Below are 26,246 nucleotides of genomic sequence, written 5' to 3'. Positions count from 1 at the left end.
CGCGTCGGAGGCGGTCGCCTTACTCCGCCCGCCTCGCCTCGCCGTCGTCGCCGCGGACGAACCGGTCGTACGCCGACAGGAAGTCCTCGTCCGACTCGGCAGTGCGCGCCCAGTCGGCGAGCCCGCGCTCCTCGTCGCTGCCGGGGATCGCGTTGTCGAGCGTGAACGCGACGATCCCGCCGACGCTGATCCCCGTGGAGCCGATGACGAACACGGTGTTCGCGACGACGTCGGCACCGAGCGCCGGCCCGAGGACGGGGACTGCCGCCATGCTCTGTGCGAAGAAGACGGCGCCGCCGACGCCGTCGGGCGCCGCGCTCGCGACGTTCGAGAAGTACTCCGGCACGAACAGCCCGGCGAACAGCGAGACGCCGAGCACGAAGAGGTTGCGCTGGGAGTCGAGGTCGACGTACTTCAGGTTCGAGAGGCCGACGCCGACGATCTGCCCGAACATCGCGACGTAGAGGCCGCCGACCACGGGGGCGGGGATGCTGGCGATGAGCGCGCCGAACGGCCCGAAGAAGCCGACGACGAGCATCGCCGCGGCGCCGACCTGCACGACGTACCTGGAGGCGACGCCCGTCAGGCCGATGGCGCCGATGTTCTCCGAGTAGGAGGTGGAACCGCCCGCGCCCATCAGCCCCGAGAACACGTTCGCGATCCCCTCCATCCCGATGCCGTGGGTGATTCGCTTCTCGGAGGGGGCGCCGACGCCCGACAGGCGCGCGACGGCGTGGTAGTCGCCGAGCGACTCGATGATCGACGCGATCACGCCCGCGAGCATCCCGACGACGAAGCTCGTCGTCACCTGCGGAACCCCCCACTGCAGCGGGTAGATAGCGACCGCCAGCGGCGCATCGAACACGGGACCCAGGTCGACGTACCCCGGCGCCCCGGGAGCGTACACGCCCGTCGCCGACAGCGCGAGCGCGACGGCGTAGGCGACGACGATACCCAGAAGCACCGGGAACAGCTGGAAGGCCCGGGCGCGGTCGCCGAGGAACTGCGAGAAGGCGGCGATGAGCCCGAACGTGAACAGGAGCAGCGGCCAGTTCTGCGTCGCGCTGGCGACCTGCGGTGCCGAGAACAGCGTCAGCCCGATGAGGACGATCACCGGCGCGATAACGACCGGGGAGAAGTACCGCCGGAGGCGACCCACGAGCCCCAGATAGCCGATCGCGATCTCGAACAGGGCGGCGACGACGATCGCGCCCTGCAACTGCAACAGCGCCGCGCGCCACGCCTCGATCCCGCCGCCGGGCGGGTTCGCGAGGACGACGCCGACGATCGCCAGCGCCGGCGCCAGCATCGAAAAGGGCGCGCCCTGCACGATCGGGTAGCGGTTGCCGAGCGTCGTCTGCGCGAGCGTCGCGATCCCGGAGACGACGAAGAACGTCCCGACGAACCGCGGGACGAACTGGTCGGGCATCCCCATCGCGCCCGCGAGGATCAGCGGGACGGCGATGTTCGCACCGACCATCGTGAGGTAGTGCTGGAACCCGAGCCCCAGCGACTGGAGCAGCGGCGGCCGGTCCTCGATCCCGTAGGTGATGAGCGATCCCTCGTCTCCGTCGGTGCCGTCCTCCCCTGGCATCTCTGTCCGCCCGTTCGAGTTCCGTTACTTCACCCTGCCGTTCTCGGGGGCGTCGTGTCTGTCGGGTGACTCCGAGACCGGGCACCGCGGCGACACCGCCCCGTTGCGGAAGGGATTTCCCGACCCCGACACACCCGCGGCCGTGGACCGGAACCGCCGCTGGCTGCTCGCGTGGGGACTGGGCTACGCCGCCGTCGGCGGCGCCTCCGTGCTCGTTCCGCTGTACGCCATCGCGCTGGACGCCAGCCTCGCCTTCGTCGGACTGATCGCCGCGACGGCGGCGCTCGTCGGGGTGCCGGGCGCCGTCGCGTGGGCGGCGCTGGCCGCCCGAACGGACCGCAGACGCCCGTTCGTCCTCGTCGCGCTCGGGGCGACCGCGGGCGTGCTCGCGCTCGTCCCGTTGGCGACGACGCCGGTCACCGTGCTCGCGCTCAACGCCGCGCTGTGGTTCGTCGTCGCCGCCGCGGTCCCCGTGTTGAACCTGATCGTCGTCGAGGGCGCGCCGGTGGACGAGTGGGACGGCCACATCGCCTCGCTGAACGCCTGGCAGGGGTACGGCTGGGTCGCCGGCCTGCTCGTCGGCACCGCGTGGACGCTCGTCGTCCCTCGGTTCGGCGTCGACCCGCTCGCGGGCCAGCGGCTCCTCTTTTCGTCCTCGCGGTCGTCGCGACGGCCGCGCTCCTGCTCGCGCGAGTGTGGTACCCGGAGCCGTCGACGCTCTCGGCCGAGCGCTTCCGCCGGCTGTACGCCCGGCTCCCCCACGCGAACTGGGGCGCCGGCCGCTACCTCCGCGCGAGTCTCTACGGTCCCGCGCGGGTGTTCTGGGAGCTTCGAGCGCTCCGGACGGGGCGCCAGCCCGGCGGTCAACTCGGAGGAGGGCGGTCCCCGCTCGCCCGCTTCTCTCCGTCGCTGCGGCGGTACGTCCTCGCGGTGATCGTCTTCTCGCTGGGCTTCGCCGTCTTCTGGGGCCCGGTGCCGGCGTTCCTCGCCGAGCGCGTCGACGACGGGGCGGTGTTCGGCGTCTACCTCGCGGGCAACCTCGGCTCGGCGGTCTGCTACGGACCGGCGGGTCGCCTCGCCGGGCGCTACGCCCCGCGGGTCGTCCAGGCGGGCGCGCTCGCCGGCCGGGGACTGCTGTTCCCGGGTGTCGCGATCGTCGCCGTCGCCCTCCCGACGGCGGCGCCGCCGGCGCTGGCGGGCTACGCGCTCGCGTTCGGGCTCATCGGCGCGACGTGGGCGTTCATCGCCGTCACGACCGCCGGGATCGTCGCCCGCCTCGCCGACGAGTCGACTCGGGGGCCGCCCTCGGCGTCCAGGCGGCGGCGGCCGGGCTCGCCACGGCCGTCGGCTCCGCGCTCGGGGGCGTTATCGCGGGCGTCGCGGGCTACCTCCCGACGTTCTCGCTCGGGGCTGGGCTGGTGTTCGTCGGGCTGGCTGGCGTCCTCGTCGGCCAGTGAGGTCCCGCCGCTCGCCCGAGAGTCGTCCGCTACCGGTCGTCGAGGAACGAGTCGACCTCCTCGCACCTCGGCAGCGCGGCCATCGCCCCCTGGGCGGTCGTCGCGCGTGCGCCGACGGCGTTCGCGAAGCGCAGCGCGTCCGAGAGCGACGCCCCGCCGTCGAGCGCCTCGATCGCGCCGGCGGTGAACGCGTCGCCCGCGCCGGTCGTGTCGATCACCCCGGCGTCGAATCCGGGGTGGTCGGCGTGGCCGGCGCCCCACGGCGCGTCGGCGGTCGCGCGGGCGTACGCCCCCGCTGCGCCGCGGGTGACGAGTGCGGTGTGAGGACCGTCGGCGACGACCGCGGACGCGACGGTCTCGGCGGTTCCCTCGTAGCCCGCCGGGTCGAGGTCCTCCGCGGACGCGACGAGCACGTCCACGTTCGGGAGCGCCCGCGCGAGCGTGTCGGCGTAGTCGAATTCCCGCCACAGCGACGGACGCGCGTTCGGGTCGAACGAGACGGTCACCGCGTCGGGCGTTCGCTCCAGCAGGTCGAACACCGCCGAGCGCGCCGGCTCGTGGGCGAGCTCGACGCCGCCGACGTGGAGCCAGTCGACCGCCGCGAGCGCGTCGTCGCCGACGCGTCCCGGCTCCAGCCCTGTGCTTGCGGTGCCGTCGAGGTACAGCGAGAACGACCGGTCCCCGTCGGCGTCGAGCGCGACGACCGCGAGGCCCGTCGGCGCGTCGGGGTCGCGCTCGACGTAGGTGTCGGGGACTCGCTCCTCGCGGAGCGTCTCCGCGAGGAAGTCGCCGAAGCCGTCCCGGCCCAGTCTGGTCCACAGGTCCGGCGCCTCGCCGAGGCGCGCGAGGCCGACGGCGACGTTCGCGGGCGCACCGCCGGGCCGTCTGATATACGTCCCGGCGTCGCCGTGGGCGCCCGACTCGGCCCCCTCGGGATGGAGGTCGACGATACACTCGCCGACGACGAGTCGGCTCACTCGCCCACCTCGGTGTCGCCGCCGGTTCCGCTGGAGCCGGTTCCGTTGACGTCGTGGGGATCGTCGGCCTCGGCCGCCGAAAGCGACTCTTTGACCCGGTCGAGGCTGTGGCCGAGATAGCCGGCGTCGCGGGTGAACACCTCCGCCGAGAGCGTCCCCGTCCAGTCGTCCGGGAGCGCCCGAAACAGCCGCGCGAAGTCGACGAACCCGGCGCCGATGGGGAGGTGTTCGTCGCTCGGGCCGCGCACGTCGTTCAGGTGGAAATGCGAGATCCGGTCGGCGCGCTCGTCGATCAGCGCCGCGATGCCGCCGTCGTCGCGACCGTCGACGCGGGCGTGGCCGGTGTCGAGGCACATCGACACGTCGGTGCGGTCGAGCAGTTCGCCGATCCGGTTCGTGTCGAAGCGGCCCTTCGGGATGTTTTCGGCCACCAGCTCTACGCCGCGGTCGGCGGCGTACGCGTCGAGGCGGCGGACCGACTCGACGACGGCGTCGCCGACCGTCTCGTCGTCGTGGGCGGGTCCCCACGCGTCCGTCGTCGGGTGCACCGTCGCCTTCGCCGCCCCGAGATCCGCCGCGAGGTCGAGGTGCGCCTCCAGCTCGGCGACGGCGCCGGATCGAACCGCGTCGAACGGGGAGCCGGGGTCGATCGAGCCGAACGGGAGGTGGACCGTGCAGTCGATCCCGCGGTCGGCCAGCGCGGCCCGGAGTTCGTCGCGACGCGGGGCGAGTCGGTTCCGCGCGCCCGCGCCGTCGAGCATCACCTCGACGTAGTCGTAGCCGTGATCGGCCGCCGTCGCGACCGCCTCCTGGTGGTCCATCCCGAGTTGGGTGACGAACCCGATGTCGGCGTCCATACGGCTCGTAGCCCCCGTCGGCACTTCGACCCACCGCATCGCTCATGCCCACGCGGGCCGGAGCGTGGCGTATGGACGATCTCGGGCCGCTCGCGTCCCACGTCGCGGACGCGGCGGCGGCCGCCGGCGTCGACGAGTCCGCGGTACGGGAGGCGGTAGCTACGATGCAGGCGGACGTTCGCGCGTACCCGGGGGTCGCAGACCTCGTCTTCGAGTACCGGCGGGCGTTCGAGTACGACCCGCTCGTGCGTCGCCACGGCCGAACGTACTTCCTCCTCGTCCCGCCGCACGTGTGGCGGGAGTTCGCCGCGACGCTCGACTCGTCCGCGGCCGACCTCGCGGCCGCGCGGGCGGTCCACGACCGGGCGTTCACTGCGGGTACCGAGTTGACTCCGGACGAGCGGGGTGGCTGGGAGCCGCTGGTGTTCGTTGCGGCGCCGTAGGCGACGTCGCCGCTCGCAACCGGTCCAGCGTCGGGGTCACGCTCCCGGCGCGGTCGTCGCACGCCCGCGACACGCGGGCCGTGATCAGTCGTCGCGAGACGGCTGCGGTGCGACCGGCTCCCCGAACGCCCCCGCGTCGTCGCCTCGGTCGTCGCCTCCTTCGGCGCCCGCGCTGGCGACGCCCCACGGCGCCATCTGTTCGACGGGCGTCGTCGTCACCGACTCTCCCTCCGCCGCGCGCAGGCGAAGGACGACGACCGTCCCTACGTCGTCGATCGGCTCGGCGTCGGCGTCGGCGCCGTCGACGAACGAGAGTTCGCCGTCGACGCCGTCGACGATCCACCTGACGAGCCAGAGGCCGAGCCCGCTGGCGTGGCGAAGCTGCGTCTCGTGGCCCGACTCGACGGCCTCGCGGTCCTCTGCGGGGATCCCGGGTCCGTCGTCCGCGATCCGGAGTTCGACCGTGTCGCAGCCGGCGGACAGCGTGACCGCCACCCGGGTCTGGTCGCCCTCGCGGTGGTGGCTGGCGTTCTCCACGACGTTCCACACCGCAGTTGCGAGCAGTTCGTCGGCGTACGCGATCGCGTCGCCGTCGTCGGTTTCGACGGTCACCGTCATCTCCGGGAACCGATCGCGGGCGCGCTCGAGCACCTCGCGGACGACGCGCGTCACGTCGACCGGCCGGCCGCCGTGGTCAGTCCGACGCAGCGTCTGGTCGATGCCGCGAACGCGGGTTCCCAGGGAGGCGAGGCGCTCGGCCGATCGTTGGATACGCTCGGCGTAGTCTGCCGTCTCGTCGTCGCCGGTAGTCTCGATCACGTCCGCGTACCCGTGCACGACGTTGAGCTCGTTGCGGAGGTCGTGTCTGAGGACGCGCGTCAGCACGTGCAGCCGCTGTTCGTATCGGTCCCGACGCGTCTCGTCTCGGAGGGTCAACAGGTACCCGCCGATGTGGGGATCGTCGAACCGGTTCACCCCGACGCCGTCGAGGATTCGCCACCCGCCGTCTCGGTGCTCGATCCGACAGGAGAGGCGGACGCGCTCGCCGGGGCGATGCAGGCTCTCGGCGAACGGTTCGGCGACCGACCGGCGGTCGTCCGGGTGGACGTAGTCGGTGAACACGCCGCCTTCGAGCCGCTCGGGATCGTAGCCGAGCACGGTCTCGACGGCGGGGCTGACGTATTCGAAGACGCCGTCGGCGTCCGTGACCGCGACGATGTCCTCGGAGTGCTCGACGTACGCCCGGTAGCGTCGCTGCATCTCCGTTCGCTGGCTCACGTCGCGGAACACGAGCAGCCGGAGCCCCTCGCGCCCGAGCGACTCGCAGGTCGCCTCGAAATACGTCGGGTCCGTCGACGGGTCGCCGAACGCCATGCCCTCGGCGTCGAGGGGGGTCCCGTCCCCGTCGCCGTCGAGCATGACCTCGGCGTCGCCGCCGTCGAGCAGGTCGGTTTCGACGACTGCGTCCGGCAGCACGCGCTCGGCGTCCGCGCCGACCGCGTCGGGGTCGAGCCCGAACGCGTCGCGGGCGGAAGGGTTCGTCTCGAGCACCCGCCCGTCCTCGTCGACGACGACGATCGCGTCGTCGAGTCCGGCGAACACCGTCTGGTGGGCGACAGACGCCACGTCGAAGAGGTTGAATCGAGCCATCGCGACCAGCAACAGCAGGCTCACCGCGCCGAACCCGAGCGGCGTCGTGTCGAACGGCGGCGCCCACGGCGGCCGGAGGACGAACAGCGTGGCGGTCACGGCGGGGGTCGTCGTTCCGAGGCACAGCACGGCCGCCTGCGTGCGATACGTGCCGGACGAGCGCACTGCGATCCGCCCCAACAGCGAGACGAACACCACCGTGGCGAGCACTCCGTACGCGACGTGTGCGACGAGCGCCGGCCCGGGGTCGGCGACGAGGACGGTCACCCCGCGGACGGTCCGCAGATCGCTCCCGGCGAAGAAGATACCACCGGGGTTCACCACGGCCAGCGCACCGGCGAGCGCTGGCTCGACGGCGAGCGCGGCGATACGCGGCGGCGTCAGCCACTCGCCGTAGCCGGCGTACGTGATCGCGAACAGCAGCGACGTGGTGGCCACGGGCGCGGCGACGAGCCACTTCAGCGTGAGCAGTCCCGGACCCGCGGCTGTCGTTCCGGCCAGTAACTGGAGACCGAACGCGGTCGCCCACGTGGCGACGAGTCCAAGCGTCGCGGCGATGGCGGCGCCGGCGTGGTCCGTCCGCTCGCGAGTTCGAACGTACGCGAGCCCCCCCGCAGCGGCCGCCACCAGTGCGGAGCCGAATGCGGCGACGGGGAGAATAGCTAAGTCGGTGACCATGCCGGTAGGTAGATCCGACTGATCGGACGCTGAATATAAACCCCGCTCCTGAATTATCAGATCGGATTACGTCCGTGGTCGCGATCGACGACGAGACGCCGGCTCCCACTGATTCCGCTCGAACGCTCTCCCGCGTTCGCTTCCCGTTCGCGTCGCGGCCTCCAATCGGTCGGTCGACGGCGCCTCGCGCACTCGATCGCCCTGTTAACGCCCGTCAGGCTAGAGGCCGAGTTCGCGACCGATGATGAGATGCTGGATCTCGCTGGTCCCCTCGCCGATCTCCATCAGCTTCGCGTCGCGGTAGAACCGCTGGGGTGGGAAGTCGGTGGTGTAGCCGTAGCCGCCGTGGACCTGAACCGAGTCCTCGGCGACCTCGCGGGCGGCCTCGCTGGCGTCGAGCTTCGCGAGCGCGGACGCGCGCGTCACGGACTCGCCGGCGTCGTATTTCGCCGCCGCCTTGTGGGTGAGCAGCCGCGCGCGCTCGGTCTTTCGGTGCATATCGACGACCATGTCGCGGACGGCGTCGAACTTCGAGATCGGCTTGCCGAACTGCTCGCGCTCCCCGGAATACTCCTTGGCCGCCTCGTAGGCGCCCTGCGCGAGCCCCGTCGACAGCGCGGCGATGGAGATGCGACCGCCCTCCAGCGTCTTCATCGTCTGCGTCCATCCCTCGCCTTCCTCGCCGAGAAGACGCTCCTCCGGGATCCGCACGTCGTCCAGCTGGATCTCGCAGGTCGGGGAGCAGTTGAGTCCCATCTTGTCCCAGACGGTCGTCACTTCGAAGCCGGCGTCGTCGGGGTCGACGATGAACGTCGAGATGCCGTCGTAGCCGGCGTCGGAGTCGGTGACGGCCTTCACGAGAACGGAGTTGGCGACGCTGGCGTTCGTGATGAACTGCTTCGTGCCGTTCAGGACGTACTCGTCGCCGTCTCTCTCCGCGGTGGTGTCCATGTCGGAGGCGTCCGATCCCGAGCCGGGCTCGGTGAGCGCCCACGCACCCATCTCCTCGCCCTCCGCCAGCGGCCGGAGCCACTCCTCCTTCTGCCCGTCGGTGCCGAACAGCTCGATCGGCTTGGCGCCCAGCGAGGTGTGTGCCACGTACGAGAGCCCGACGCCGCCGGAGACGCGCCCGAGTTCCTCGGCGACGACCGCGTACAGCAGGGTGTCGCCGCCGAGCCCGCCGTACTCCTCGGAGATCGGGACGCCCATCATGTCGAGCTGCCCGAGCTGGTCGAATATCTCCTCGGGGAAGCGGTGTTCGTCTTCGATCTCCTGGGCGATGGGAGCGATCTCCTCCTCACAGAACTCCCGCACCTGATCCCGGATCATCCGGTGTTCCGCGGGTAGATCAAAGTTCATGAACGAAGCACGGGCTCCCCCCGAAATACCTGTTTCGATGGCTTTCGGTCGGTGCAATATCCGCGGACGGTTCTCTCGCAACGATTTATCACCGCCCGACGACTACCTTCGAGTCCATGGACTTCCAGCGGCTCCTCCGCGGGACCGTCGAGTGGGACCGGCTGGAGGCGGTCGCGCGCGTCCTCGCCGACCGCTACGGCGGCGGGAGCGCACGCGTGGAGTTCCTCAACGCCGACAACTGGCTGTCGACGCCGTTCATCTTGCACGCCGGCGGCGACGACTACTTCGTGAAAGTGGTGAGCCGGCAGAACTCCGTCGTGCACGCGCTGTTCACCGCCGGGCGCAACGCCGGCGCGTTCGCCTCCGGCACCGAGGGTTTCTTCGCGCACTTCGGCACGCCCGCGGAGATGGCGCGCCACGAGTTGGAGGCGACCGAGGAGATGCGCGCCATCGGCGTGAACGCCCCCGAGCCGGTGGAGGCGCTGGAGATCGACGGCCTCGGAGTGCTCGTCGTCGAGTATCTCCCGGCGTTTCGCCCCCTCGACGAGCTCGACGCCGACGCCGAGCGCGAGCTCGCACCGGAGCTGTTCTGCGCGCTGCGCTGTCTGCACGACAACGGTCTCGCCCACGGCGACTTGCGCGCGGAGAACGTGCTCATCCTCGACGGCGACCTCTTCTTCATCGACGCGACGAGCGTCCGGGAGCCGGGCGTGCTCGATGCCCGCGAGTACGACCTCGCGTGCGGGCTGGCGGCGCTGGAGCCGCTGATCGGCGCCGCCGACGCGGTCGGGGCGGCGTTGTCGGCGTACCCGCTCGAAGACGTGCTCGCCGCGCGCGAGTACCTGGATTTCGTCGCCATCCGCCCGGACCACGACTTCGACGGACCGGGACTGAAAGGGGAGATCGAGAAACGCGCGGCCGAACGTAGTGCGGTCGCGAGCGGAGACGGCGACCGCCGCGAGCCGTAGGGGGTCGACCGACCGAAGAAAGCCGACACACGGTGCGGTCCCGACCGCGCGGATTCACTCCTCGGCGATCTCGATGGTGACGGGCCCGTCATCCTCGTCGGCGGGCGCGTCGACGGCGCCTTCAACGTCGTCGTCGCCGGCGTCGGCGACGAACTCCTCGATGTAGGAGACGTTCCATTTGTTCGCCTTGAGGAACGTGTCGAACACCGGCCCGACGACGGGGATCGACCCGAGCACTGCGTCGGCGGTGACGTTCGCGAGCATGCGGACCACCGTCGACAGCGGGACGCCGAGGTAGGCGGCCTCGGCGACGACGTATAGCGAGATACTCGCGGCGACGGCGTCGCCGGCGCCGGGTACCACGCCGAGCACGGGGTCGAGCCCGACGCGGATCCCGGTCCCCGGGATCTCGACCGCCTCGTCCATCACGCGGGCGACGGTCTTCACGCGCCGCAGCGCCGGTTCGTCGGCCGATTCGGGCAGATCCATCGTGAGCGACTCGGGGTCGGTCATAGTCGTGGGGAGACGACGACGAGGAAAGGGTCTTGCGGCGGTGACGAGCCGACCGGAATCCGGGGTGACGACGGCGCCCGCGGGACCCTCTCCCGCCACGTCACGGGATTCCCCCGACGAAACCCGGCCCCGAAGGCAGGACCGTTCCGGATCGGCGGCCGACTTCCCGCACCTATATGACGCCGGTGACGCAAGATTTGCCCATGAGCCGAGACGACGACGTCTACCAGCACTACATCGACGGTGAGTGGACCGACGGGACGGGCGAGGAGACGTTCACCAGCGAGAATCCCGCCAACGGCGACGAATTAGGCAAGTTCCGCCGCGGCACTGAGGCCGACGTCGACCGCGCGGTCGCGGCCGCCGACGACGCCTTCGAAGAGTGGAAAGAACTCTCTCACATCGACCGCGCCGAGTACCTCTGGGACATCTACCACGAACTCAAAGAGCGCCATCAAGAGCTCGGCGAGATCGTCACCATGGAGTGCGGCAAAGAGATCTCCGAAGGGAAAGCGGACGTGACCGAGGCGTGGCACATGGTCGAGTGGGCCGCCGGCGACGCTCGCCACCCCAAGGGCGATGTCGTTCCCTCCGAAATCCCCAGCAAAGACGCCTACATGCGCCGGAAGCCCCGGGGCGTGGTCGGCTGTATCACCCCGTGGAACTTCCCGGTCGCCATTCCGTTCTGGCACATGGCCGTCGCGCTCGTCGAGGGCAACACGGTCGTGTTCAAGCCCGCCGAGCAGACGCCCTGGTGTGCGCAGATCCTCGCGGAGATGTTCGAGGACGCGGGCGTCCCGGACGGCGTGTTCAACCTCGTGCAAGGCTTCGGCGACGCGGGCAACGCCATCGTCGAGGACGACCGCGTCGACACCGTCCTGTTCACGGGGTCGGCCGAGGTCGGCCACAAGATCGCCAGCAAGGTCGGCGGCGAGCCGGGCAAGCTCGCGGCCTGTGAGATGGGCGGGAAAAACAACATCGTCGTCACCGAGAACGCTGACCTCGACACGGCGGTCCACTCCGCGACGATGTCCTCCTTCAAGACGACGGGCCAGCGCTGTGTGTCGAGCGAGCGCATCGTGGTCCACGAGGACGTGTACGACGAGTTCAAGGAGCGCTTCGTCGAGAACGCACAGAACGTCGCGGTGGGCGACCCGCTGGACGAGAACACGTTCATGGGCCCGCTCATCGAACCCGAGCACAAACAGAAGGTCTCGCAGTACAACCAACTCGCGAAAGACGAGGGCGTGACCGTGCTGGTCGACCGCGAGGAACTGGACGATTCGGAGATTCCCGAGGGCCACGAGGAGGGCCACTGGGTGGGGCCGTTCGTGTACGAGGCGGACCCCCACGAGGACCTGCGGTGCACCCACGAGGAGGTCTTCGGCCCGCACGTCGCCCTGCTGAAGTACAGCGGCGACATCGAGGAGGCGGTCGACATCCACAACGACACCGACTACGGCCTCGCGGGCGCGATCATCTCGGAGGACTACCGGCAGATCAACTACTTCCGGGACAACGCCGAGATCGGCCTGGCGTACGGGAACCTGCCGTGCATCGGCGCGGAGGTGCACCTCCCGTTCGGCGGCGTGAAGAAATCCGGAAACGGATACCCGTCGGCGCGGGAGGTAATCGAAGCGGTGACCGAGCGGACTGCCTGGACGCTCAACAACTCCAAAGACATCGAGATGGCACAGGGGCTCTCGGCCGACATCAAGACCAAAGACGACTGAAGACGAACGCGGCTGAAGAGTTCGGCGGCGGCTTCCGATCGGACGGCGAGAGTGCTCCGGCGGTTCGCGCGGCGGTCCCCGAACGGTTCGGGCCGGGTTCGATGCTCCCGCGCTGGGGTGTCTCCGACGTCGTCACTGCGTTGCGTGAATACCGCTCCCGTCGCGATGGCGACCGACGGCGGCGTGAGCCGCCGAGTGCGACGCGGTGGTGGAGTATCTGCGTCGCGACGCCGCCGGGTCTGACCGCGCGTTCTAGGCGTTTCCGGGGCCGTGAGGCCGGAGCGGGAGTGGGAGCGGGAGTTGCTCCGGCCGACCCGCGCGGATAGGCGAACTCGCCGTCGCGCTGGGGGCCCCGATTCGCTGGGGACGCGTTGTCCCCTGCCCGCGAAGCCGAACCGGACCGACCGAGACGGCCGGCGTGCTCGGACACGCTGGGGGGTGTGTCCGAACAGGATTCGGTCCCGCGGTGTCACTACCGGGGCGCGTTCGTTACTTCAACGCTCGGTCCGAATTATCGGATCCGATTTTCGACGCGGGAGCGACGGACGCGGCGGTTCGACTGTGTGAGCGAGCGCGTCGAACCGAACGAAGGTGGGGGTGGGGAGGCGGTGGGTGCGCGCGCCCGGTGCGGTGGACCCCTGACCGCGGAGCGGGCGCGCGCAGTCGCGTCGAGTGCGGCGGCGCGGATCTTTCGTGTGCCAGCTTACGACGAGAAAAGCGTCGGTTCGCCGGCACTGAATGATATCTCACTTACCGGGATAAATGCTCCGGCACCGGTCGGCGAACGTCGGTGCGACGGTAACGGTTATACTCACACGCCGGGACCGTTTGGTATGGCTCGCCTCAGGGCCGAGGCACTGCTCGGCGGTGCCGAGGACCTGCTGTCTCCGCCGCGCCGGATCGTCGATCACCGCCGACTCGGGGACCCCGGGGACCCCGTCGGATCCGACGACGGAGCCGGGACGCTGCTGCGCGTCGAGGAGGTCCCGCTCGTGCACGTCGACGTGGCGCCGGACGCCCGCGAGCGCCTCAGCCAACTGCTCGACGGAGGGCGGACGGTGTTCGTCCACTACGTCGAGTAGCCGGCGCGACCACGGCCCACGCTTCTGACCTCGTCGTCGGTTCCTCAGTAGTCTCGCCTGTCGCGCAGCGCGGGGAACTCCTCGCGCACGCCCGCGACGCGGCCGGGCTCAATTTCTGCGGTGACGAGCGCCGGTTCGTCGCCGGTCGACGCCAGCGTCGTCCCCCACGGGTCATACACGGTGGAACGGCCGAGGAGATCCGCCTCCTCGAAGCTCCCCGAGCCGTTCACCGCCGCGACGTACGCGAGATTTTCGATGGCGCGCGCACGCGGGAGCGTCCGCCAGTGTTCGACTCGCGGGTACGGCCACGCGCTGGGGACGAGCACGAGGTCGACGCCGTCTCGGTCGTCACCGCCGTCAGCGAGCGCGCGGAACTGTTCGGGGAAGCGGAGATCGTAACACGTCGTCACCCCGATGCGAACGCCCAGCAGGTCGACGACCGGCAGCGCCTCACCGGGCGTGAGCAGTCGCGTCTCCGCGGACCCGTAACCGAACAAGTGGTGTTTCCGGTACACGGCGCGGCGGGTCCCGTCGGAGTCGAACAGGACGGCAGTGTTCGCGAGGCCGTCGTCGGCGGGTACTTCCACGCCGGCGGCGGCGCTCTCGGCGAGATCCTCGACGACTGACCCGGCGAGCACCGCGACGTCGTGATCGCTGGCGGCCTCGGCGAGGCTGGTAAGGGTCGGGCCCGACAGCGACTCGGCACCGCGCTCGTACGCCTCGAAGGCGAAGTAGCCGACGTTCCACAGCTCCGGGAGCGCGACCAGGTCCGCCCCGCGGTCGGCGGCGTCGGCGACCGCGGCCAGCGCGCGCCTCCTGTTGGCGTCCCAGTCGGCCGCCCGGACCTCGATCTGCGCGAGGGCGAGTTTCATGCGAGCCCCAGTTCCCGCTCCAGCGCACGTTCGAGGTTGTCCAACTCGTCGCTGAACTTCCGCTCGAAGAACGACTCGACGCCCGGGAGCCGACCGTCGACGACGAACTCGTTGACGAGGCGAGCGCGTCCGTCGTCGGTCTCCGAGACGGTGTGTTCGCCGGTCACGCGGAACGCCCGCGACTTCCCGACGAACTTGACGTACGTCGGCGGCTCCTTTCGCACCTCCTCAGTGTCGACGGCGATGCTCGATCGGATCACCGGGATCGGCAGGCGGACGTGCCACGTCGCGGTCCCGTCATCCGCCACCTCGTACTCGTCGACGACGCTTATGGCCCCGGCACGTTTGGCCGGGTCGGAAATGAACGCCCAGACGTCCTCCGGGTCGGCGTCGAAGACGAACTCCCGGCGTACACGCACGGTCATCGAACCGACGTACGGGCGCGGGGCGAAAAAACGGGAGGGTTCGGCCGGCGGCCGCGGTTCCGAAGCCGATCGTCTCGGCCCGTCGCGCGTCGCCCGGACTCGCGACGGCGCGGCTGTGCGGGCGAGGACGTGAGAGGCAGTGGCTCGCGGGGTATTCTGGGCCGTGTGAGGGCTTTCGGAGCGGAGCGCGTTCCGAGCGCGGACGCCTACGAGAGTTCGACGCGCCAGGTGGTCGAGCGGGCGCGACCCCACTTTTCGATGTCGACCTCCTCGGCCTTCTCGGCGAGCGTCGGAAGTCGGGTACCGACCTGCTTGGCGGAGAGGCCGATGGCCTCCGCGATGTTCTTCGCCCGGAAGTACTCCTCCCCCCGGGAGACGCTGTCGCGCAGGTACGCGAGGATGCGCTTCTCCTCGTCGGTGTACTCCGTCATTTGTACTATCGTAGCGTTGGGTGTGCGCGTCCTTAACGCTTCCCTCACACTGCTTTCGGCGGTCGACCGGGGACGTGGTCGCGCGCGTCAGACGTCGAACGCCTGGACCGCGACGACAGCCAGGATCGCCGCCGTCATCGCTAGCGCGAACCCCCAGGCCATCACGATCTGCGAGGCGCCGGCGAACATGAATCCCGCGCCGACGACGGCGAGCGCGCCGAACACCAGCGAGACGCCGATCGCCTTGTCGCTTTCGAGAGTCTCGGTTTCCATACCCGTCGCTCCGACGGAGCGCACCTAACGCTTGCGGATGCCGGACACGTCGCCCGGGCGCCCCCGGTCGCATCCGGCCGGCAGTCGACGCGTTCTCTCGCGTCGTGCTCGGTCGGATCGTATATGTTCGGGGGACCGATACGACGTCGGTAATGCGCTCATCGTCGGAACGCGATCCGACACCTGGGGGAACAGATCGCGGTCTCTCGACCGTCAGAACCGTGCTCGTCGCGCTGCTCGTCCTCGGCGGATCCGTCGGCGGGGCGTTCGCGCTCGGGGTCATCGGCGCCCCGTCGGTCGGCGGGGTCGAGAACCGGTTCGGCGAGGTGACCAACGAGACCACCGTGATCGAAAGCGACCTGACGGTGACCAATCCGAACCCGCTCGGCGTCACGCTCGGCGGCGTGACGATCGACTACGGCGTCTCGATGAACGACATCTCGATGGCGAACGGGACCAAGGAGGGCGTCTCGGTCGCCACTGGCAACACGTCGGTCCCGTTCACCACCGAGTTAGACAACTCGAAGATCCCCGCGTGGTGGGTGAGCCACGTTCGCAACGACGAACACACCGACCTGCGAGTCGACGCCGAAGCGGCCTCGTCGACACTGGGTCGAAGCTACTCGACGCAGGTGTCTCGCGACGTGAACACCTCCGTCATCGAGGCGTTTCGCACCGACGAGGCGAAGCCGCTGAACGCGAGCTCGCCCGTCGTCTCGGACCCCGTGTTGGTCCTCGAACGCACGGACGCCGACTGGGGAACGGTCAACGACTCCACGACGGAAGTCGAGATGACGCTGTACCTTCACAACCCCAAGCAGTACCCGATCGTCGTCTCCGAGATCGGCTACGACATCTACATGAACAACGTCACGATGGGGAGCGGCGAGGCCGCCCGCACCACGACTATCGCCCCAGGCGAGACGGTCGCCGTCGAGGCGACAACCGCGATCCGAACGCAGAAACTTGACGAGTGGTGGGTTTCGCACCTCCAGCGGAACCAGGTAACCGATCTGCGGATGCCGTTCTACCTCGTGATCGACCTCTCGAATGGTGGCGGCGGCGAGCAGCGTCTCGAACTCGACAGCTACCAGCGGACGGTCGAGACCGACGTCTTCGGCACGAAACCCGCTGAGCCGGGCGACGACGTGGATGGCTCCGACGACGTGGATGGCTCCGACGACGCTGCCGGCTCAGACGAGGGCAGCGACTCCGGCGACGGCGACGACACTGCGACCGACACGCCGACGGGGACCGCGACGGGCACCGGCACCTCGGGCGGCGACTCGACGGCGACGCCGACGGCAACGCCGACCGCGACGCCGACGAGCACGCCAGACGGAACGGAGACCGACGACGGCCTCTTCTGATCGGGGTTCCCGCTTCCCGAGGGATTCAGCAGGCGCGCTCGACGACTTCGAGGGGACGACCCCTCGACGGCGACGCGGAACTCGCCAGCGCCGACAAGGCTTTGTCTCCGGACGAACTGGGGCGAGTATGTTCCGGAGTCCACCCGCTCCTGATCGAGTTCTCGGACGGTAACGCAACCGCCTCCCGGAACGGCGATGGCATCGTCGTGGAGGTGGACGGACAGACGCACGAACTGTCACGCGAGGCCGCCGCGGACCTGCGGGAGTCGCTAGCCGACGCGCTGACCGAGCGTCGCGAGTTCTTCCGCACCGCGGGGGAGTTCCGCGCCGACGGGAGCTACGTCGTCTCCCGCAAGGCGGCCGACTCCGCGGGCAACGCGAAGGTGTTCGACTCCTTCGACGCGCTCGTGCGGCTCTACGACAGGCTGCCTGACCGCTTCGACGCCGACGAGGTCGGTCGGACCGGCATCACCGGCTCGCGGCGTCACATGCTGATCCGGCACTTCGCCGAACACCCGGCGTTCGACTGTCGCATCCGACGTCGAAACCCCCTGAGCGGCGAAAAGACCGACGGCGACCGGTCCGCGGAGGCGGTCACCGAAGCCGGGGAGTGACCCCACAACACATGAATCGATAGCCGACAGCTAGCCCGTGAGCCGTCGCCACACCGCCGGACTCGCGTTCGCCTACGGGCTGCTGGGCGTCGCCCTGTTTGCTTTCGCGAACGCGCTCCAGATCGCGGCGCTCGTGCTTCTCGGGTCGGTGTCGACCTCGCTTTGGGCCGCGAGCTCAGTCTCTGAGTCGCCCGCGGGCACGACGAGCGCTCCCGGGTACCAGCGGTACGCAGACCGTCGTCTCTCCGAGACGCTCGGTCGCGGTTCGAGACGCCTCCGGCGTTTGGTTCGCAAGTAGAATCCGTCGCGTTCTGCTGGCACCGCGAACAGAGCTCGCGCCGTTCGACCGGCGTCGCAGCCCCGTCGCGTCCTACTCGATCGTCACGAACTCGTTCTCCTCGTTGAGCGCGAGGTTCGCGGACACCTCCGCGATCCGCATCGCGTACTGGGCGGTCTCCTGGAGGCTGACGAGCACCTCACGCACCTGCAGGAGTTGCGCGTTCGACATCTCGGGGAGGTCGGTGAGGATGTCCTCCTCGCGGTCTTTCAGTTCGCGGAACAGGTACTTCACCTCGATGGTGAGCGCGTAGTCGCGCTTGACCGCGGCCTCGACGGCCATCTCCGTGATCTCGTCGACCTGGTCGGTGAAGTCGCGGATCCGCCGCATCGTCGACTCGTCTACGTCGAGGGTGTTGCCCTCGGCCTCCATCACGATCTCGGCGATGTCCTCTGCGTTGTCCGCGATGAGTTCGAGGTTCTTCGCGATCGAGCGGTAGCCGATGAGCGGGAACCCGGAGTCGAGCCCGACGGCGCGCGCGAGATTCGGGTTCTGGTAGGCCGTGAAGATGAGTCGCAGGAGGAGGACGAATATCTTGTTCGCCTGCCGCTCGCGGTTGAGCGCGCGCTGGGCCAGGTCGGCGTTGCCGTGCGCGAGCGCCTTCACCGCCTCGCCGCGCATCGTCGAGCCGGTGTTTTCCAGGCGTTCGAGGAGGTTGTCGAGCGTGAAGTCCTCCGGGTCGACGGAACACCGGATCGCGATGTTCTCCGGCGTCTCCTCGATGACTCCAAGCCCCATGAGCTGCGTCTCCGCCTTGTACACCGCGTTGATGTGGTCCGAGCCGAGCGCGCCGTCCTCGGTGGTGATGTTGATCACGCGCCGCCCGAGCACGTACTGTGCGAGAATCGCCCGCTCCAGCGCGTCAGCGTCGAGGTTGTCGGCGTGCAGCGTCGCCTCCGCGTCCTCGGTGCTCGCGGACTCGGGCAGCACCGTCAGCGTCCCCTTGCCGCCCATCCGCAGCGACACCTCGTCGCCCTTCTCGACGTGCTGTTCTTTCGCCCACTCGGCCGGCAGCGTCATCGCCAGCGTCGAGGGCCCCAGCCGTTGAACCTTCCGCGTTTCCATACGCGAGGGAAGTCTCTATACGACCTTAACCTTGACCCTGTGTTCATTATATTCTAGGCAGATATGTAAGGATCGATCCGATCATTCAAGTGCGGCGCTCGTGGGCGGTCGTCCGCAGAGATCACACGATCTTCATCATGCGCCGTTCGAAGCGCCCGACCCGCACCTTCACCCAGCCCCGGAGCGCCTCGTCCAGTTCGGGGTCGTCGGTGTCGACGCGCAGCACCCGGAGGTCGTCGAGTTTGTCCCGGGACGCGACGATCTCCAGGTCGCACTCGCGGATGACCGCCGGCGACAGCTGGGGGTTGCCGCGGCCGAACACGAAGCCCTGGCCGCCGATGGGCGTGACGACGATGACGTTGTCGTCGCCCAGCGCGCCGAGAACCTCGGTCTCGGCGGCGTCGAGCGCAAGCACGTCGCCGCCGCGGTACACGTCGACGCCGATCGGCGAGCCCTCGAACCCCAGTTCTTCTTTGACCTCGCCGACGGTCGAACCCGGGCCGAGCACCCACGTCGTCTCCGGACGGGCGCGAACGTCGTCGGCGACGCCCTCGGCGAGCGATTCGACGGTGCCGGCGCTCGTCTGTTTCCCCGACTGGAGCGCCTCGGCGACGGGCACGTGCGCGACGGCCCGGAGCTCGGGGTGGACCTCGCCCTCGCGGTACTCGTCCTCGTCGATGTCCATCACCTCGCGGCGCTCGGTGCGATCGAACGTCGCGGCCACGTAGGCTGCGTCTTCCGGGGACACGGCGAACACCGAGGAGTACACCTTCACGCCAGCTGGGACGCCGAGCATCGGGGTGTCAGTCCCCTCCAGCGTCTCGGCGACATCCGCGGCGGTGCCGTCGCCGCCGACGAACAACACGAGGGCGACGTCGGCTTCGAGAAACGCCTCGACGGCGCGGCGGGTGTCCGCGGCGGTGGTCTCCGCGCCGTCGGCGTCGGCGGGCGAGCCGAGCACCGTGGGATCGAACCCGGCCGCACGCGCCTCAGCCGCGCCCATCGGGTCGTCCCACGCGAACAGCTCTGCATCGGGGGCACGCTCGGCGAGTGCGTTGACCGCGCGGCCTGCGCGGTCGGGCGCCCGCGGCTCGGCGCCGCGGGCGCGCGCCTCGGCGACCTTCCCGTCGGTGCCCTTCAGCCCGACTCGGCCGCCCATCCCGGCGACGGGGTTGAGCAGGAACCCGATTCGCATGTCGTGAGGGGGACGCGCCGGCGACAAAAGCCCGCCGGCTCGACAGTTCGTCTCGCCGGTGAGAGGAACTCGCTTCCCCAGCGAACGGTCTGGCGACCGACGTCCTAGAAGAGCGAGACGTTCAGCGCGTACGGCCACGGCGCCGACGCGAGCGCGAGGAACGCCAGCGACGCACCGGCCATGACGGTGTTCTTCAGGAACGAGGTCATCTCGTCTTGCTGCTGGTCCTCGGGCACCGCCCAGAAGTCGTGGATGGTGACCGCCGACAGCAGGAGGAACACCGCGAGTCCGCCGGCGGCGACGGCGACGAACGCGCCGGCGGCGACGCCGACGCCGCCGACGATCAACAGGCCGCCGGAGAACAGCGTCGCGAGGCGGGGCGCGGGAATCCCCTTCGCCTCCGAGTACCCGGCGAGCCCGTCGGTCATCATGAAGTGGTTCAGTCCCATGAACGCGAGGACGAAGCCGAACAGCAGCCGCGAGAGGAGGAAGACCTCCGCGGAGCCGGCGCTGGCAAACAGGTCGGATGCACCCTGCAGCAGGATCGTATCGTACATCGATCTACAGTACACGCCACTTAGACTTATAATTTCCCTGACATACGAGTAACCGGGTTACACGGGCGTCACCGAGCGAAGACCCTACACGAGGGCGGCCGAAACGCGGATTCTGGGCCCGATCGCGTGGCCACGATCTCTGCGGATCGATAATTATCGAAACGCTGCCACTACTACAGCGTCGCAGACGCGACTACCGGTCGTCGCCAGGGACGTGACTGTTGACCGTCGCCGCGGATGCGACGATCACCCGCCGGTGCCGACGAACGTTTCCCCGGTCAGTCCCACATATCGCCCATGTACACGGGCCGAACCGAGCAGCCGTGCTGCCTGTGTGACTCGCCTGACACCGTCGCTCGTCTCGACATCCCCCCGCGAGCGGTGCAGTTGATGAAACACTCCGCGCCAATCGCGTGGCGGGACATCGTCGGTGAGGTGTCGATCCACTTCTGTGCGTCTGACTGGGAGACGGTCACCGACCTGGTCGTCGACCTCGGGATGAACCCCCTCTCCCGGTGCAACGTCGCCCGGGCGTCGTTCGACCTCAGAGAGGACTTCGAGGCGCTGTTGAACGAGACGCGCGGTGAACCCGACCAGACCGAGTTGGAGTCGCGGCTGCTTGCAGACGCCGAAGAGACGCTAGCGGCCGTCGACGACCCGATGACCGAGGAGCGCGACGTCGTCGAGGCTCACGTTGTGATCGACTCGTTGGCCGAGTTCGACGTCGTGTCTGGGTGATATCGAGTGCCTTCGGTACCGGCACGCTGGTTTTGCTCCATCCGCGCACGTCGGTGATAGGCTTTTACCGGTGCCCGCTGTATCTCGGCTACGCTCAGATGTCACTCCGGGCAGTTATCGATACCGTCGAGGGGCGAGAGAAGCGCTTGACGGTGTTCGATCCGCCGAACGCCGACGCGATCGCCGAGTTGCGCGAGTATTTCGCCTCGCAGGCGGTTCAGATCGAGGAGGGGACGACCGACAGCGGGCTTTCCGGCTACGTGGTCCTGTCGGACGATCAAGACGACGAGGTGCTCGCGGCGGTGGACCTCCGACATCTCGACGGCGACATCGCGGTCGGCCCGGGTGAGCAGAGCGCGTTCGCGCCGATCCTCGAGCATCTCGACGGCACGACGTTCACGTCCTACGACATCCCACGGATGATGGCGGCGACCCGCGAGATGGAGGACCGCGCGTGGCGCGCGGGTGCCGGCGAACTCCACGCCGGCTTCCAGCGCGTCGGCGCGATCCGCGCCCAGAAGGGCGTCTACGAGGATCTGGCCACGAAGGACATCGACATCCACACCTACTGCGCGCCGAGCGACGACACGCCCGATATCGAGGGCGTGACGATCCACCAGGTGGACAACGCGGAGATCCGGCGCTCGTGGTTCGTCGTGTTCGACGGCGGCGGCAACCCGAACGACGCCTGCGCGCTCCTCGCCGAGGAGCGTGGCGAGGCCGACGAGCGCCGGTTCTACGGCTTTTGGACGTACGACGCGGGCGTCGTCGAGACGGTGCTAGCCCACCTCCGCGACAAGTACACGGTCACGGTGTGACCGGCGCGACCGAGAAACACCGTGACCGTTTCGTGACGGTTTCCGATATGTTATATGCGTGCCTGACTGAACGGTTAGACAACTCCGATGTCACGCCGTCTTACCCCGCTGTTGTTCGCCGCAGTACTGGTGATCTCGGCCGTCGGCGCCGGGTTCGTCGGTGTCGTCGCAGCCGACGAGGACCCCAGATTCGAAACCGACGTGGCCGAACCGGTGCTCCAGCCCGGGGCGACCCAAGAGCTCACGATCGAACTCACGAACGACGCCGCCGACCGCGACGACCGCGCCGAACCGGCGCTCGACGTGAACGCCACCGTCGGTGACGTCGACGGCGTCGAGGTGCTCTCGTCGACGAGAGAACTCGGACGGATGGGCGACGGTGCGACCCGCGCGGTGACGGTGCAGATCGATGTCGCCGCGAACGTCCCCGGCGGTGAGCACCGCCTCCCCGTCACCGTCAAGTACCGCGACGAGGACGACGACGATGAGGTTGTCACGACGACCGTGTACGCGACGGTCCGCGTGCAAGAGCGCGCCCGATTCCAGCTCGAGGGCGTCGAGTCGGCGGCTCCCGTCGGCGGTTCGGGGACGGTGTCTGTGACGGTGCGCAACGTCGGCGGGGAGTCGGCCAACAACGCGGTGCTGGCCTTCGAGTCCGGCAACAGCGACCTCACGTTCGGGCAGTCGCCGAGCGCCCGTCGGTTCATCGGCGCCCTCGGTCCCAACGAGACGCGAACCGTCGAGGTGGACGCGACGCTCGTCGACTCCGCCGAGACGCGCGAGTACGCGGTCGACGCCACCGTGGAATACGAGAACGAAGACGGCGCGTCGGCCACCTCTCGCCCACTTTCGTTCGGCGTCTTGCCCGTGCCAGAACAGTCGTTCGGGGTCGACGACCTCGAGAGCACTCTCCGCGTCGGCGAGGAAGGAGCGGTCACCGGAACCGTGACAAACACGGGCGAGCAGACCGTGACGAACGCGGTCGTGCTGTTCGAGACGACGAACCCGAACGTCTCGCCGCTGGAGCCGGAAGTCGCGGTCGGCACGCTCGAACCCGGCGAGTCGGCCAACTTCGCGTTCGACATCGAGGTGTCCGACGCCGCCGAGGCTGGCCCGCGTCAGTTCACGCTGCGCGTCCAGTACCGGGATCGGGAGGGGACCCGACGCACCGGCGATACGATCGACGCTCCCGTCGCGATCGCCGAGTCCCGTGACGAGTTCGCGGTGAGCGCCGTCAACGGGTCCTTCGAGGCCGGAAGCGGCGGAACGCTCACGCTCGACGTGACGAACAACCGCGAGGAGCCCGTGCGCGACGTGTCCGCGAAGCTGTTCCTCGACGCGCCGCTGTCGTCCGGGGACGACGAGGGGTTCATCGACGAGATCCCTCCCGGTGAGACGAGACAGGTGACGTTCGACCTCTCGGTCGCCGGAAGCGCGATCACCGGCAAGACGTACCCCGCGAGCGTCGACTTCCGCTACGAGACGAGCGACGGTGACTCCCTGATCTCGGACACGTACAACGTGCCGATCGAGGCGACCGCCTCCAGCGGGAGTGGGCTCCCGCTCGGCGCCATCGGTGTCGCCGCCGTCGTCGTCGTTCTTGGCGTCGTCGCCGCCGTCTACGTTCGGCGCAACAGATGACGGACGAGGGGCTCACCGCCGCGGTCGCCACGGAGATCACGGAGCGCCCGGGACGGATCGTGGCGGCGTTCCTGCTGCTGACGGTGGTGTTCAGCGGCGGCCTTGCGAACGTTTCGACGGCGGCGGGCACCGAGCAGTTTACCTCGGGGATCCCCGCCGAGGAGGCCCTCTCGGACATCCAGCGCGAGTTCGGCTCGTCGTTCTCCGAGGACACCGGCTCGACGCAGCTCGTCCAGCGGGACCGGAACGTCCTCTCGAAACCCGCGCTGTTACGGATGCTCGAGGCACAACATCGGCTTCAGGAGACGGACGGCTTGCGGGTGGTCGGCGTGTCGTCCCCGGCGGCGACGGTCGCGCGAACGATCGACCCGGACGCGACCACGACCGAGGCGCAGATCCGCGCGCTCGAACGATCGACACCCACGGAGATCGACCAAGCGATCCGTGAGAACGCGGACAGTCCGGCGTTCACCGGCGGCGTCTCCGACGACTTCAACGCCGAGTCGGCGTCGGCGTCGGCCACGATCGGCGTCGTAACCCACGAGATACCGGGCGCGGGCGGGGGCGGTGCGGCGGCCGGGCAGAGCGGGTCCAGCCCGCTGACCGACATCCAACTCAGGAGCCAGCGCGTCGTCGACACCGTCGGGGGGGACATCACCGTGTTCGGCTCGGGGATCATCTCCGCGGAGTTCTCGTCGGTGATCACCGACTCGCTGATCATCGTTACGCCCGCGGCGGTCCTGCTGATCATCAGCTTTCTGATCGTCGCGTACCGTGACCTGATCGATCTCCTTCTGGGGTCGTTCGCGCTGCTGCTTGCGGTCGTGTGGACGTTCGGGTTCCTCGGACTCGTGGGAATTCCGTTCAGCCAGATGATGATCTCGGTCCCGCCGCTGCTGCTCGCAGTCGGGATCGACTTCGGCATCCACGCGGTGAACCGCTACCGAGAGGATCGGGCCGAGGGCTACGGCGTCGAGGATGCGATGAACTTGGCGGTCCGGCAGCTGCTCGTGGCCTTCTTCATCGTGACTGGCACGACCGTGATCGGATTCCTCGCGAACCTCACGTCAGATCTCGCGCCGATCCGGGAGTTCGGCCTGGTCGCGGCCGCGGGCATCCTGTTCACCTTCCTCCTGTTCGGCGTGTTCCTCCCGGCTGCGAAGGTACTGATCGACCAGCGTCGCGACGCGCTCCCGATCCCGACGTTCTCCCAGACGCCACTGGGCGCCGAGGGAAGCGGGCTCGCGGACCTGCTCCGCGTCGGCGTTTCCGTCGGCGAGCGCGCGCCGCGGACGTTCCTCGTGCTCGTGCTCGTCCTCACCGCGGCGTCCGGCGGCTACGCGGCGGGCATCTCCACGTCGTTCTCACAGGAGGACTTCCTGCCCCCAGAGGAGACGCCGGAGTACCTCGAGGAACTTCCCGAACCGTTCGCGCCCAGCGACTACTCCGCCGTCGCGACGCTCAACTTCCTCGAAGACAAGTTCACCGCAAGCCAGGGCGGATCGGTCACGGTCTACGTCGAGGGCGACATGGAGGACTCGACGAGATTAGAGGAGATCCATCGCATGGGCGACGATCCGCCGAGCACGTTCGTCTCCGAGGACGGGCGCGCGGAGTCGCAGAGCATCGTGACGGTCATCCAACAGCGCGCGGCGTCCGACCCCGAGTTCCGTCGCCTCGTCGAGCGGAACGACCGGAACGCCAACGGCGTCCCCGACGACAACCTCGGCGAGATTTACGACTACCTGCTCTCCTCGTCCTCCCGGGAGCGGGCGTTGCAGTACCTCGCGGAGGACCGGCGGAGCACGCAGGTCGTCTACTCGACAGAGGCCGACGCCGACCAGACGGCGGTGACGGCAGACGGCCGCGCGGTCGCCGACCAGTACCGTGACACCAGCGGGGTCGCGATCGCCACCGGCAGCACCGTCGTGTTCGCCGCGGTGTCGGACTTGATATTCACCTCGGCCGTTCAGAGCCTCGCCGTGGCGCTGTCGCTCACCGTGGTGTTCCTGCTCGTCATCTACGGCGTCCTCGAGGGGTTGCCGTCGCTCGGGCTCGTCAACACCGTTCCGATCATCGCGTCGGTCGCGCTCGTCGCGGCGACGATGCGACTCGCGGGCATCGCGTTCAACGCGTTCACTGCGACGATCCTCTCGCTGACCATCGGCTTGGGGATCGACTACTCGGTGCACGTCGTTCACCGGTTCATCGACGAGCGGGGCGACCACGGTCTGATCACCGCGTTGGAGCGAACCGTGCGGGGAACCGGCGGCGCCCTCCTCGGCAGTATGCTCACGACGACGACGGGGATCGGCGTCCTCGTGTTCTCGGTGTTGAGCATCCTCGGGCAGTTCGGGACGCTCACCGCGCTATCGATCCTCTACTCGTTCGTCACGTCGATGCTGGTCCTCCCGTCGGCCCTGGTGGTCTGGGACCGACTCAAGGGACACGATCCGGACCGTCCGGTTGAGGTGAAGCCGGGGCTCGCGGTGCCGTTCTTGGGCGGCGGTGGCGGCGACGACAGAGCCGACCCGACGAGCGCGGACTGAGGTCGCGCCCGGACCGCCGAGAGGTGTATCCGGCCGTCCGCGGACGCCGG

Annotated in this window: 25 protein-coding genes; 12 read left to right on the top strand and 13 right to left on the bottom strand. The window is 69.2% G+C overall.

Going from position 1 to position 26,246, the window contains the following annotated elements:
• Positions 1-19: 19 nt before the first annotated feature.
• The gene (locus P0Y41_RS05530) at positions 20-1,594 is read right to left on the bottom strand and encodes a uracil-xanthine permease family protein (RefSeq protein ID WP_284062970.1); all 1,575 of its coding nucleotides are present in this window, start codon (positions 1,592-1,594) and stop codon (positions 20-22) included.
• Positions 1,595-1,736: 142 nt separating this feature from the next.
• Here P0Y41_RS05530 and P0Y41_RS05525 point away from each other — a divergent pair, with 142 nt between their 5' ends.
• Entirely contained in the window at positions 1,737-2,528 is a 792-nt protein-coding gene (locus P0Y41_RS05525) for an MFS transporter (protein ID WP_284062969.1), read from the top strand.
• 298 nt (positions 2,529-2,826) lie between these two features.
• Positions 2,827-3,051 carry a hypothetical protein gene (locus tag P0Y41_RS05520; RefSeq protein WP_284062968.1) on the top strand — a complete coding sequence of 75 codons (225 nt, stop codon included), beginning with the start codon at positions 2,827-2,829 and terminating at the stop codon, positions 3,049-3,051.
• A 29-nt stretch (positions 3,052-3,080) separates the two neighbouring features.
• Here P0Y41_RS05520 and P0Y41_RS05515 read toward each other — a convergent pair whose 3' ends face one another.
• Both P0Y41_RS05515 and P0Y41_RS05510 read right to left on the bottom strand, forming a co-directional pair.
• Positions 3,081-4,028, bottom strand: a complete 948-nt coding sequence (locus P0Y41_RS05515) for a carbohydrate kinase family protein (protein WP_284062967.1) — start codon at positions 4,026-4,028, stop codon at positions 3,081-3,083.
• A complete protein-coding gene (locus tag P0Y41_RS05510) occupies positions 4,025-4,885 on the bottom strand; it encodes a sugar phosphate isomerase/epimerase family protein (protein WP_284062966.1) in 861 nt (286 codons plus the stop codon). Before P0Y41_RS05510 ends, P0Y41_RS05515 begins: the two co-directional genes overlap by 4 nt.
• A gap of 71 nt (positions 4,886-4,956) precedes the next feature.
• Here P0Y41_RS05510 and P0Y41_RS05505 point away from each other — a divergent pair, with 71 nt between their 5' ends.
• Positions 4,957-5,328 (top strand): DUF8048 family protein, encoded by a 372-nt coding sequence (locus P0Y41_RS05505; RefSeq protein WP_284062965.1) that lies wholly within the window; start codon positions 4,957-4,959, stop codon positions 5,326-5,328.
• Between the two features lie 84 nt (positions 5,329-5,412).
• Here the strand turns inward: P0Y41_RS05505 and P0Y41_RS05500 are convergent, their stop codons facing one another.
• Both P0Y41_RS05500 and P0Y41_RS05495 read right to left on the bottom strand, forming a co-directional pair.
• Complete coding sequence (locus P0Y41_RS05500) at positions 5,413-7,656, bottom strand: histidine kinase N-terminal 7TM domain-containing protein (protein WP_284062964.1); 2,244 nt, start codon at positions 7,654-7,656, stop codon at positions 5,413-5,415.
• A 219-nt stretch (positions 7,657-7,875) separates the two neighbouring features.
• Positions 7,876-9,015, bottom strand: coding sequence for an acyl-CoA dehydrogenase family protein (locus tag P0Y41_RS05495; protein WP_284062963.1), 1,140 nt, complete (start codon positions 9,013-9,015; stop codon positions 7,876-7,878).
• Positions 9,016-9,131: 116 nt separating this feature from the next.
• Between P0Y41_RS05495 and P0Y41_RS05490 the strand changes: the two genes are divergently transcribed.
• Positions 9,132-9,983, top strand: a complete 852-nt coding sequence (locus P0Y41_RS05490) for an RIO1 family regulatory kinase/ATPase domain-containing protein (RefSeq protein ID WP_284062962.1) — start codon at positions 9,132-9,134, stop codon at positions 9,981-9,983.
• 54 nt (positions 9,984-10,037) lie between these two features.
• Here P0Y41_RS05490 and P0Y41_RS05485 read toward each other — a convergent pair whose 3' ends face one another.
• Positions 10,038-10,496: a DUF4112 domain-containing protein gene (locus tag P0Y41_RS05485; protein WP_284062961.1), complete on the bottom strand. Its 459-nt coding sequence runs from the start codon at positions 10,494-10,496 to the stop codon at positions 10,038-10,040.
• Between the two features lie 203 nt (positions 10,497-10,699).
• On the opposite strand from P0Y41_RS05485, the gene P0Y41_RS05480 reads away from it, so the two are divergent.
• Positions 10,700-12,229, top strand: coding sequence for an aldehyde dehydrogenase family protein (locus P0Y41_RS05480; RefSeq protein WP_284062960.1), 1,530 nt, complete (start codon positions 10,700-10,702; stop codon positions 12,227-12,229).
• 833 nt (positions 12,230-13,062) lie between these two features.
• Positions 13,063-13,311 carry a hypothetical protein gene (locus tag P0Y41_RS05475; RefSeq protein WP_284062959.1) on the top strand — a complete coding sequence of 83 codons (249 nt, stop codon included), beginning with the start codon at positions 13,063-13,065 and terminating at the stop codon, positions 13,309-13,311.
• Between the two features lie 44 nt (positions 13,312-13,355).
• Here the strand turns inward: P0Y41_RS05475 and P0Y41_RS05470 are convergent, their stop codons facing one another.
• The 4 genes from P0Y41_RS05470 to P0Y41_RS05455 all read right to left on the bottom strand — a co-directional run bounded on the left by P0Y41_RS05470 (position 13,356) and on the right by P0Y41_RS05455 (position 15,312).
• Entirely contained in the window at positions 13,356-14,183 is an 828-nt protein-coding gene (locus P0Y41_RS05470; protein ID WP_284062958.1) for a nitrilase-related carbon-nitrogen hydrolase, read from the bottom strand.
• Positions 14,180-14,608 carry an SRPBCC family protein gene (locus tag P0Y41_RS05465; RefSeq protein WP_284062957.1) on the bottom strand — a complete coding sequence of 143 codons (429 nt, stop codon included), beginning with the start codon at positions 14,606-14,608 and terminating at the stop codon, positions 14,180-14,182. The genes P0Y41_RS05470 and P0Y41_RS05465 overlap by 4 nt, the downstream gene beginning before the upstream one ends.
• 206 nt (positions 14,609-14,814) lie before the next feature.
• A complete protein-coding gene (locus P0Y41_RS05460; protein WP_284062956.1) occupies positions 14,815-15,039 on the bottom strand; it encodes a DUF7123 family protein in 225 nt (74 codons plus the stop codon).
• Between the two features lie 87 nt (positions 15,040-15,126).
• Positions 15,127-15,312: a DUF7525 family protein gene (locus P0Y41_RS05455; protein ID WP_284062955.1), complete on the bottom strand. Its 186-nt coding sequence runs from the start codon at positions 15,310-15,312 to the stop codon at positions 15,127-15,129.
• Positions 15,313-15,464: 152 nt separating this feature from the next.
• Here P0Y41_RS05455 and P0Y41_RS05450 point away from each other — a divergent pair, with 152 nt between their 5' ends.
• Together P0Y41_RS05450 and P0Y41_RS05445 are read left to right on the top strand one after the other, a co-directional pair.
• Positions 15,465-16,682 (top strand): LEA/WHy family protein, encoded by a 1,218-nt coding sequence (locus P0Y41_RS05450; RefSeq protein WP_284062954.1) that lies wholly within the window; start codon positions 15,465-15,467, stop codon positions 16,680-16,682.
• A gap of 206 nt (positions 16,683-16,888) precedes the next feature.
• Positions 16,889-17,296, top strand: a complete 408-nt coding sequence (locus P0Y41_RS05445) for a DUF7528 family protein (RefSeq protein ID WP_345783193.1) — start codon at positions 16,889-16,891, stop codon at positions 17,294-17,296.
• 370 nt (positions 17,297-17,666) lie between these two features.
• On the opposite strand, the gene P0Y41_RS05440 is transcribed toward P0Y41_RS05445, so the two are convergent.
• The 3 genes from P0Y41_RS05440 to P0Y41_RS05430 form a co-directional block, all read right to left on the bottom strand.
• Positions 17,667-18,698 (bottom strand): phosphate uptake regulator PhoU, encoded by a 1,032-nt coding sequence (locus tag P0Y41_RS05440; protein ID WP_284062953.1) that lies wholly within the window; start codon positions 18,696-18,698, stop codon positions 17,667-17,669.
• A gap of 121 nt (positions 18,699-18,819) precedes the next feature.
• On the bottom strand, positions 18,820-19,893 hold the full coding sequence (locus tag P0Y41_RS05435; protein WP_284062952.1) for an ATP-NAD kinase family protein: 1,074 nt from the start codon (positions 19,891-19,893) through the stop codon (positions 18,820-18,822).
• A 104-nt stretch (positions 19,894-19,997) separates the two neighbouring features.
• Positions 19,998-20,450, bottom strand: a complete 453-nt coding sequence (locus P0Y41_RS05430) for a DoxX family membrane protein (RefSeq protein WP_284062951.1) — start codon at positions 20,448-20,450, stop codon at positions 19,998-20,000.
• A gap of 297 nt (positions 20,451-20,747) precedes the next feature.
• Between P0Y41_RS05430 and P0Y41_RS05425 the strand changes: the two genes are divergently transcribed.
• The 4 genes from P0Y41_RS05425 to P0Y41_RS05410 all read left to right on the top strand — a co-directional run bounded on the left by P0Y41_RS05425 (position 20,748) and on the right by P0Y41_RS05410 (position 26,196).
• Positions 20,748-21,188 carry a DUF7960 family protein gene (locus P0Y41_RS05425; protein ID WP_284062950.1) on the top strand — a complete coding sequence of 147 codons (441 nt, stop codon included), beginning with the start codon at positions 20,748-20,750 and terminating at the stop codon, positions 21,186-21,188.
• Between the two features lie 98 nt (positions 21,189-21,286).
• On the top strand, positions 21,287-22,006 hold the full coding sequence (locus P0Y41_RS05420) for a DICT sensory domain-containing protein (protein WP_284062949.1): 720 nt from the start codon (positions 21,287-21,289) through the stop codon (positions 22,004-22,006).
• A gap of 87 nt (positions 22,007-22,093) precedes the next feature.
• Positions 22,094-23,647, top strand: coding sequence for a COG1361 S-layer family protein (locus tag P0Y41_RS05415; protein ID WP_284062948.1), 1,554 nt, complete (start codon positions 22,094-22,096; stop codon positions 23,645-23,647).
• Positions 23,644-26,196 carry an efflux RND transporter permease subunit gene (locus tag P0Y41_RS05410; protein ID WP_284062947.1) on the top strand — a complete coding sequence of 851 codons (2,553 nt, stop codon included), beginning with the start codon at positions 23,644-23,646 and terminating at the stop codon, positions 26,194-26,196. The genes P0Y41_RS05415 and P0Y41_RS05410 overlap by 4 nt, the downstream gene beginning before the upstream one ends.
• Positions 26,197-26,246: the final 50 nt, after the last annotated feature.

This window comes from Halobaculum halobium (assembly GCF_030127145.1).
GTDB classification, from domain to species: Archaea; Halobacteriota; Halobacteria; order Halobacteriales; family Haloferacaceae; genus Halobaculum; species Halobaculum halobium.
The sequence above is the reverse complement of the archived record's forward strand: the minus strand, read 5'-3'. Positions and strand labels throughout refer to the sequence as shown.

Excerpts from the sequence above, each read along its gene's own strand:
- P0Y41_RS05530 (WP_284062970.1), bottom strand. The coding sequence starts at position 1,594 with ATGCCAGGGGAGGACGGCACCGACGGAGACGAGGGATCGCTCATCACC.
- P0Y41_RS05510 (WP_284062966.1), bottom strand. The coding sequence starts at position 4,885 with ATGGACGCCGACATCGGGTTCGTCACCCAACTCGGGATGGACCACCAG.
- P0Y41_RS05505 (WP_284062965.1), top strand. The coding sequence starts at position 4,957 with ATGGACGATCTCGGGCCGCTCGCGTCCCACGTCGCGGACGCGGCGGCG.
- P0Y41_RS05500 (WP_284062964.1), bottom strand. The coding sequence starts at position 7,656 with ATGGTCACCGACTTAGCTATTCTCCCCGTCGCCGCATTCGGCTCCGCA.
- P0Y41_RS05495 (WP_284062963.1), bottom strand. The coding sequence starts at position 9,015 with ATGAACTTTGATCTACCCGCGGAACACCGGATGATCCGGGATCAGGTG.
- P0Y41_RS05490 (WP_284062962.1), top strand. The coding sequence starts at position 9,132 with ATGGACTTCCAGCGGCTCCTCCGCGGGACCGTCGAGTGGGACCGGCTG.
- P0Y41_RS05485 (WP_284062961.1), bottom strand. The coding sequence starts at position 10,496 with ATGACCGACCCCGAGTCGCTCACGATGGATCTGCCCGAATCGGCCGAC.
- P0Y41_RS05480 (WP_284062960.1), top strand. The coding sequence starts at position 10,700 with ATGAGCCGAGACGACGACGTCTACCAGCACTACATCGACGGTGAGTGG.
- P0Y41_RS05475 (WP_284062959.1), top strand. The coding sequence starts at position 13,063 with ATGGCTCGCCTCAGGGCCGAGGCACTGCTCGGCGGTGCCGAGGACCTG.
- P0Y41_RS05470 (WP_284062958.1), bottom strand. The coding sequence starts at position 14,183 with ATGAAACTCGCCCTCGCGCAGATCGAGGTCCGGGCGGCCGACTGGGAC.
- P0Y41_RS05465 (WP_284062957.1), bottom strand. The coding sequence starts at position 14,608 with ATGACCGTGCGTGTACGCCGGGAGTTCGTCTTCGACGCCGACCCGGAG.
- P0Y41_RS05460 (WP_284062956.1), bottom strand. The coding sequence starts at position 15,039 with ATGACGGAGTACACCGACGAGGAGAAGCGCATCCTCGCGTACCTGCGC.
- P0Y41_RS05455 (WP_284062955.1), bottom strand. The coding sequence starts at position 15,312 with ATGGAAACCGAGACTCTCGAAAGCGACAAGGCGATCGGCGTCTCGCTG.
- P0Y41_RS05450 (WP_284062954.1), top strand. The coding sequence starts at position 15,465 with ATGCGCTCATCGTCGGAACGCGATCCGACACCTGGGGGAACAGATCGC.
- P0Y41_RS05440 (WP_284062953.1), bottom strand. The coding sequence starts at position 18,698 with ATGGAAACGCGGAAGGTTCAACGGCTGGGGCCCTCGACGCTGGCGATG.
- P0Y41_RS05435 (WP_284062952.1), bottom strand. The coding sequence starts at position 19,893 with ATGCGAATCGGGTTCCTGCTCAACCCCGTCGCCGGGATGGGCGGCCGA.
- P0Y41_RS05430 (WP_284062951.1), bottom strand. The coding sequence starts at position 20,450 with ATGTACGATACGATCCTGCTGCAGGGTGCATCCGACCTGTTTGCCAGC.
- P0Y41_RS05425 (WP_284062950.1), top strand. The coding sequence starts at position 20,748 with ATGTACACGGGCCGAACCGAGCAGCCGTGCTGCCTGTGTGACTCGCCT.
- P0Y41_RS05420 (WP_284062949.1), top strand. The coding sequence starts at position 21,287 with ATGTCACTCCGGGCAGTTATCGATACCGTCGAGGGGCGAGAGAAGCGC.
- P0Y41_RS05415 (WP_284062948.1), top strand. The coding sequence starts at position 22,094 with ATGTCACGCCGTCTTACCCCGCTGTTGTTCGCCGCAGTACTGGTGATC.
- P0Y41_RS05410 (WP_284062947.1), top strand. The coding sequence starts at position 23,644 with ATGACGGACGAGGGGCTCACCGCCGCGGTCGCCACGGAGATCACGGAG.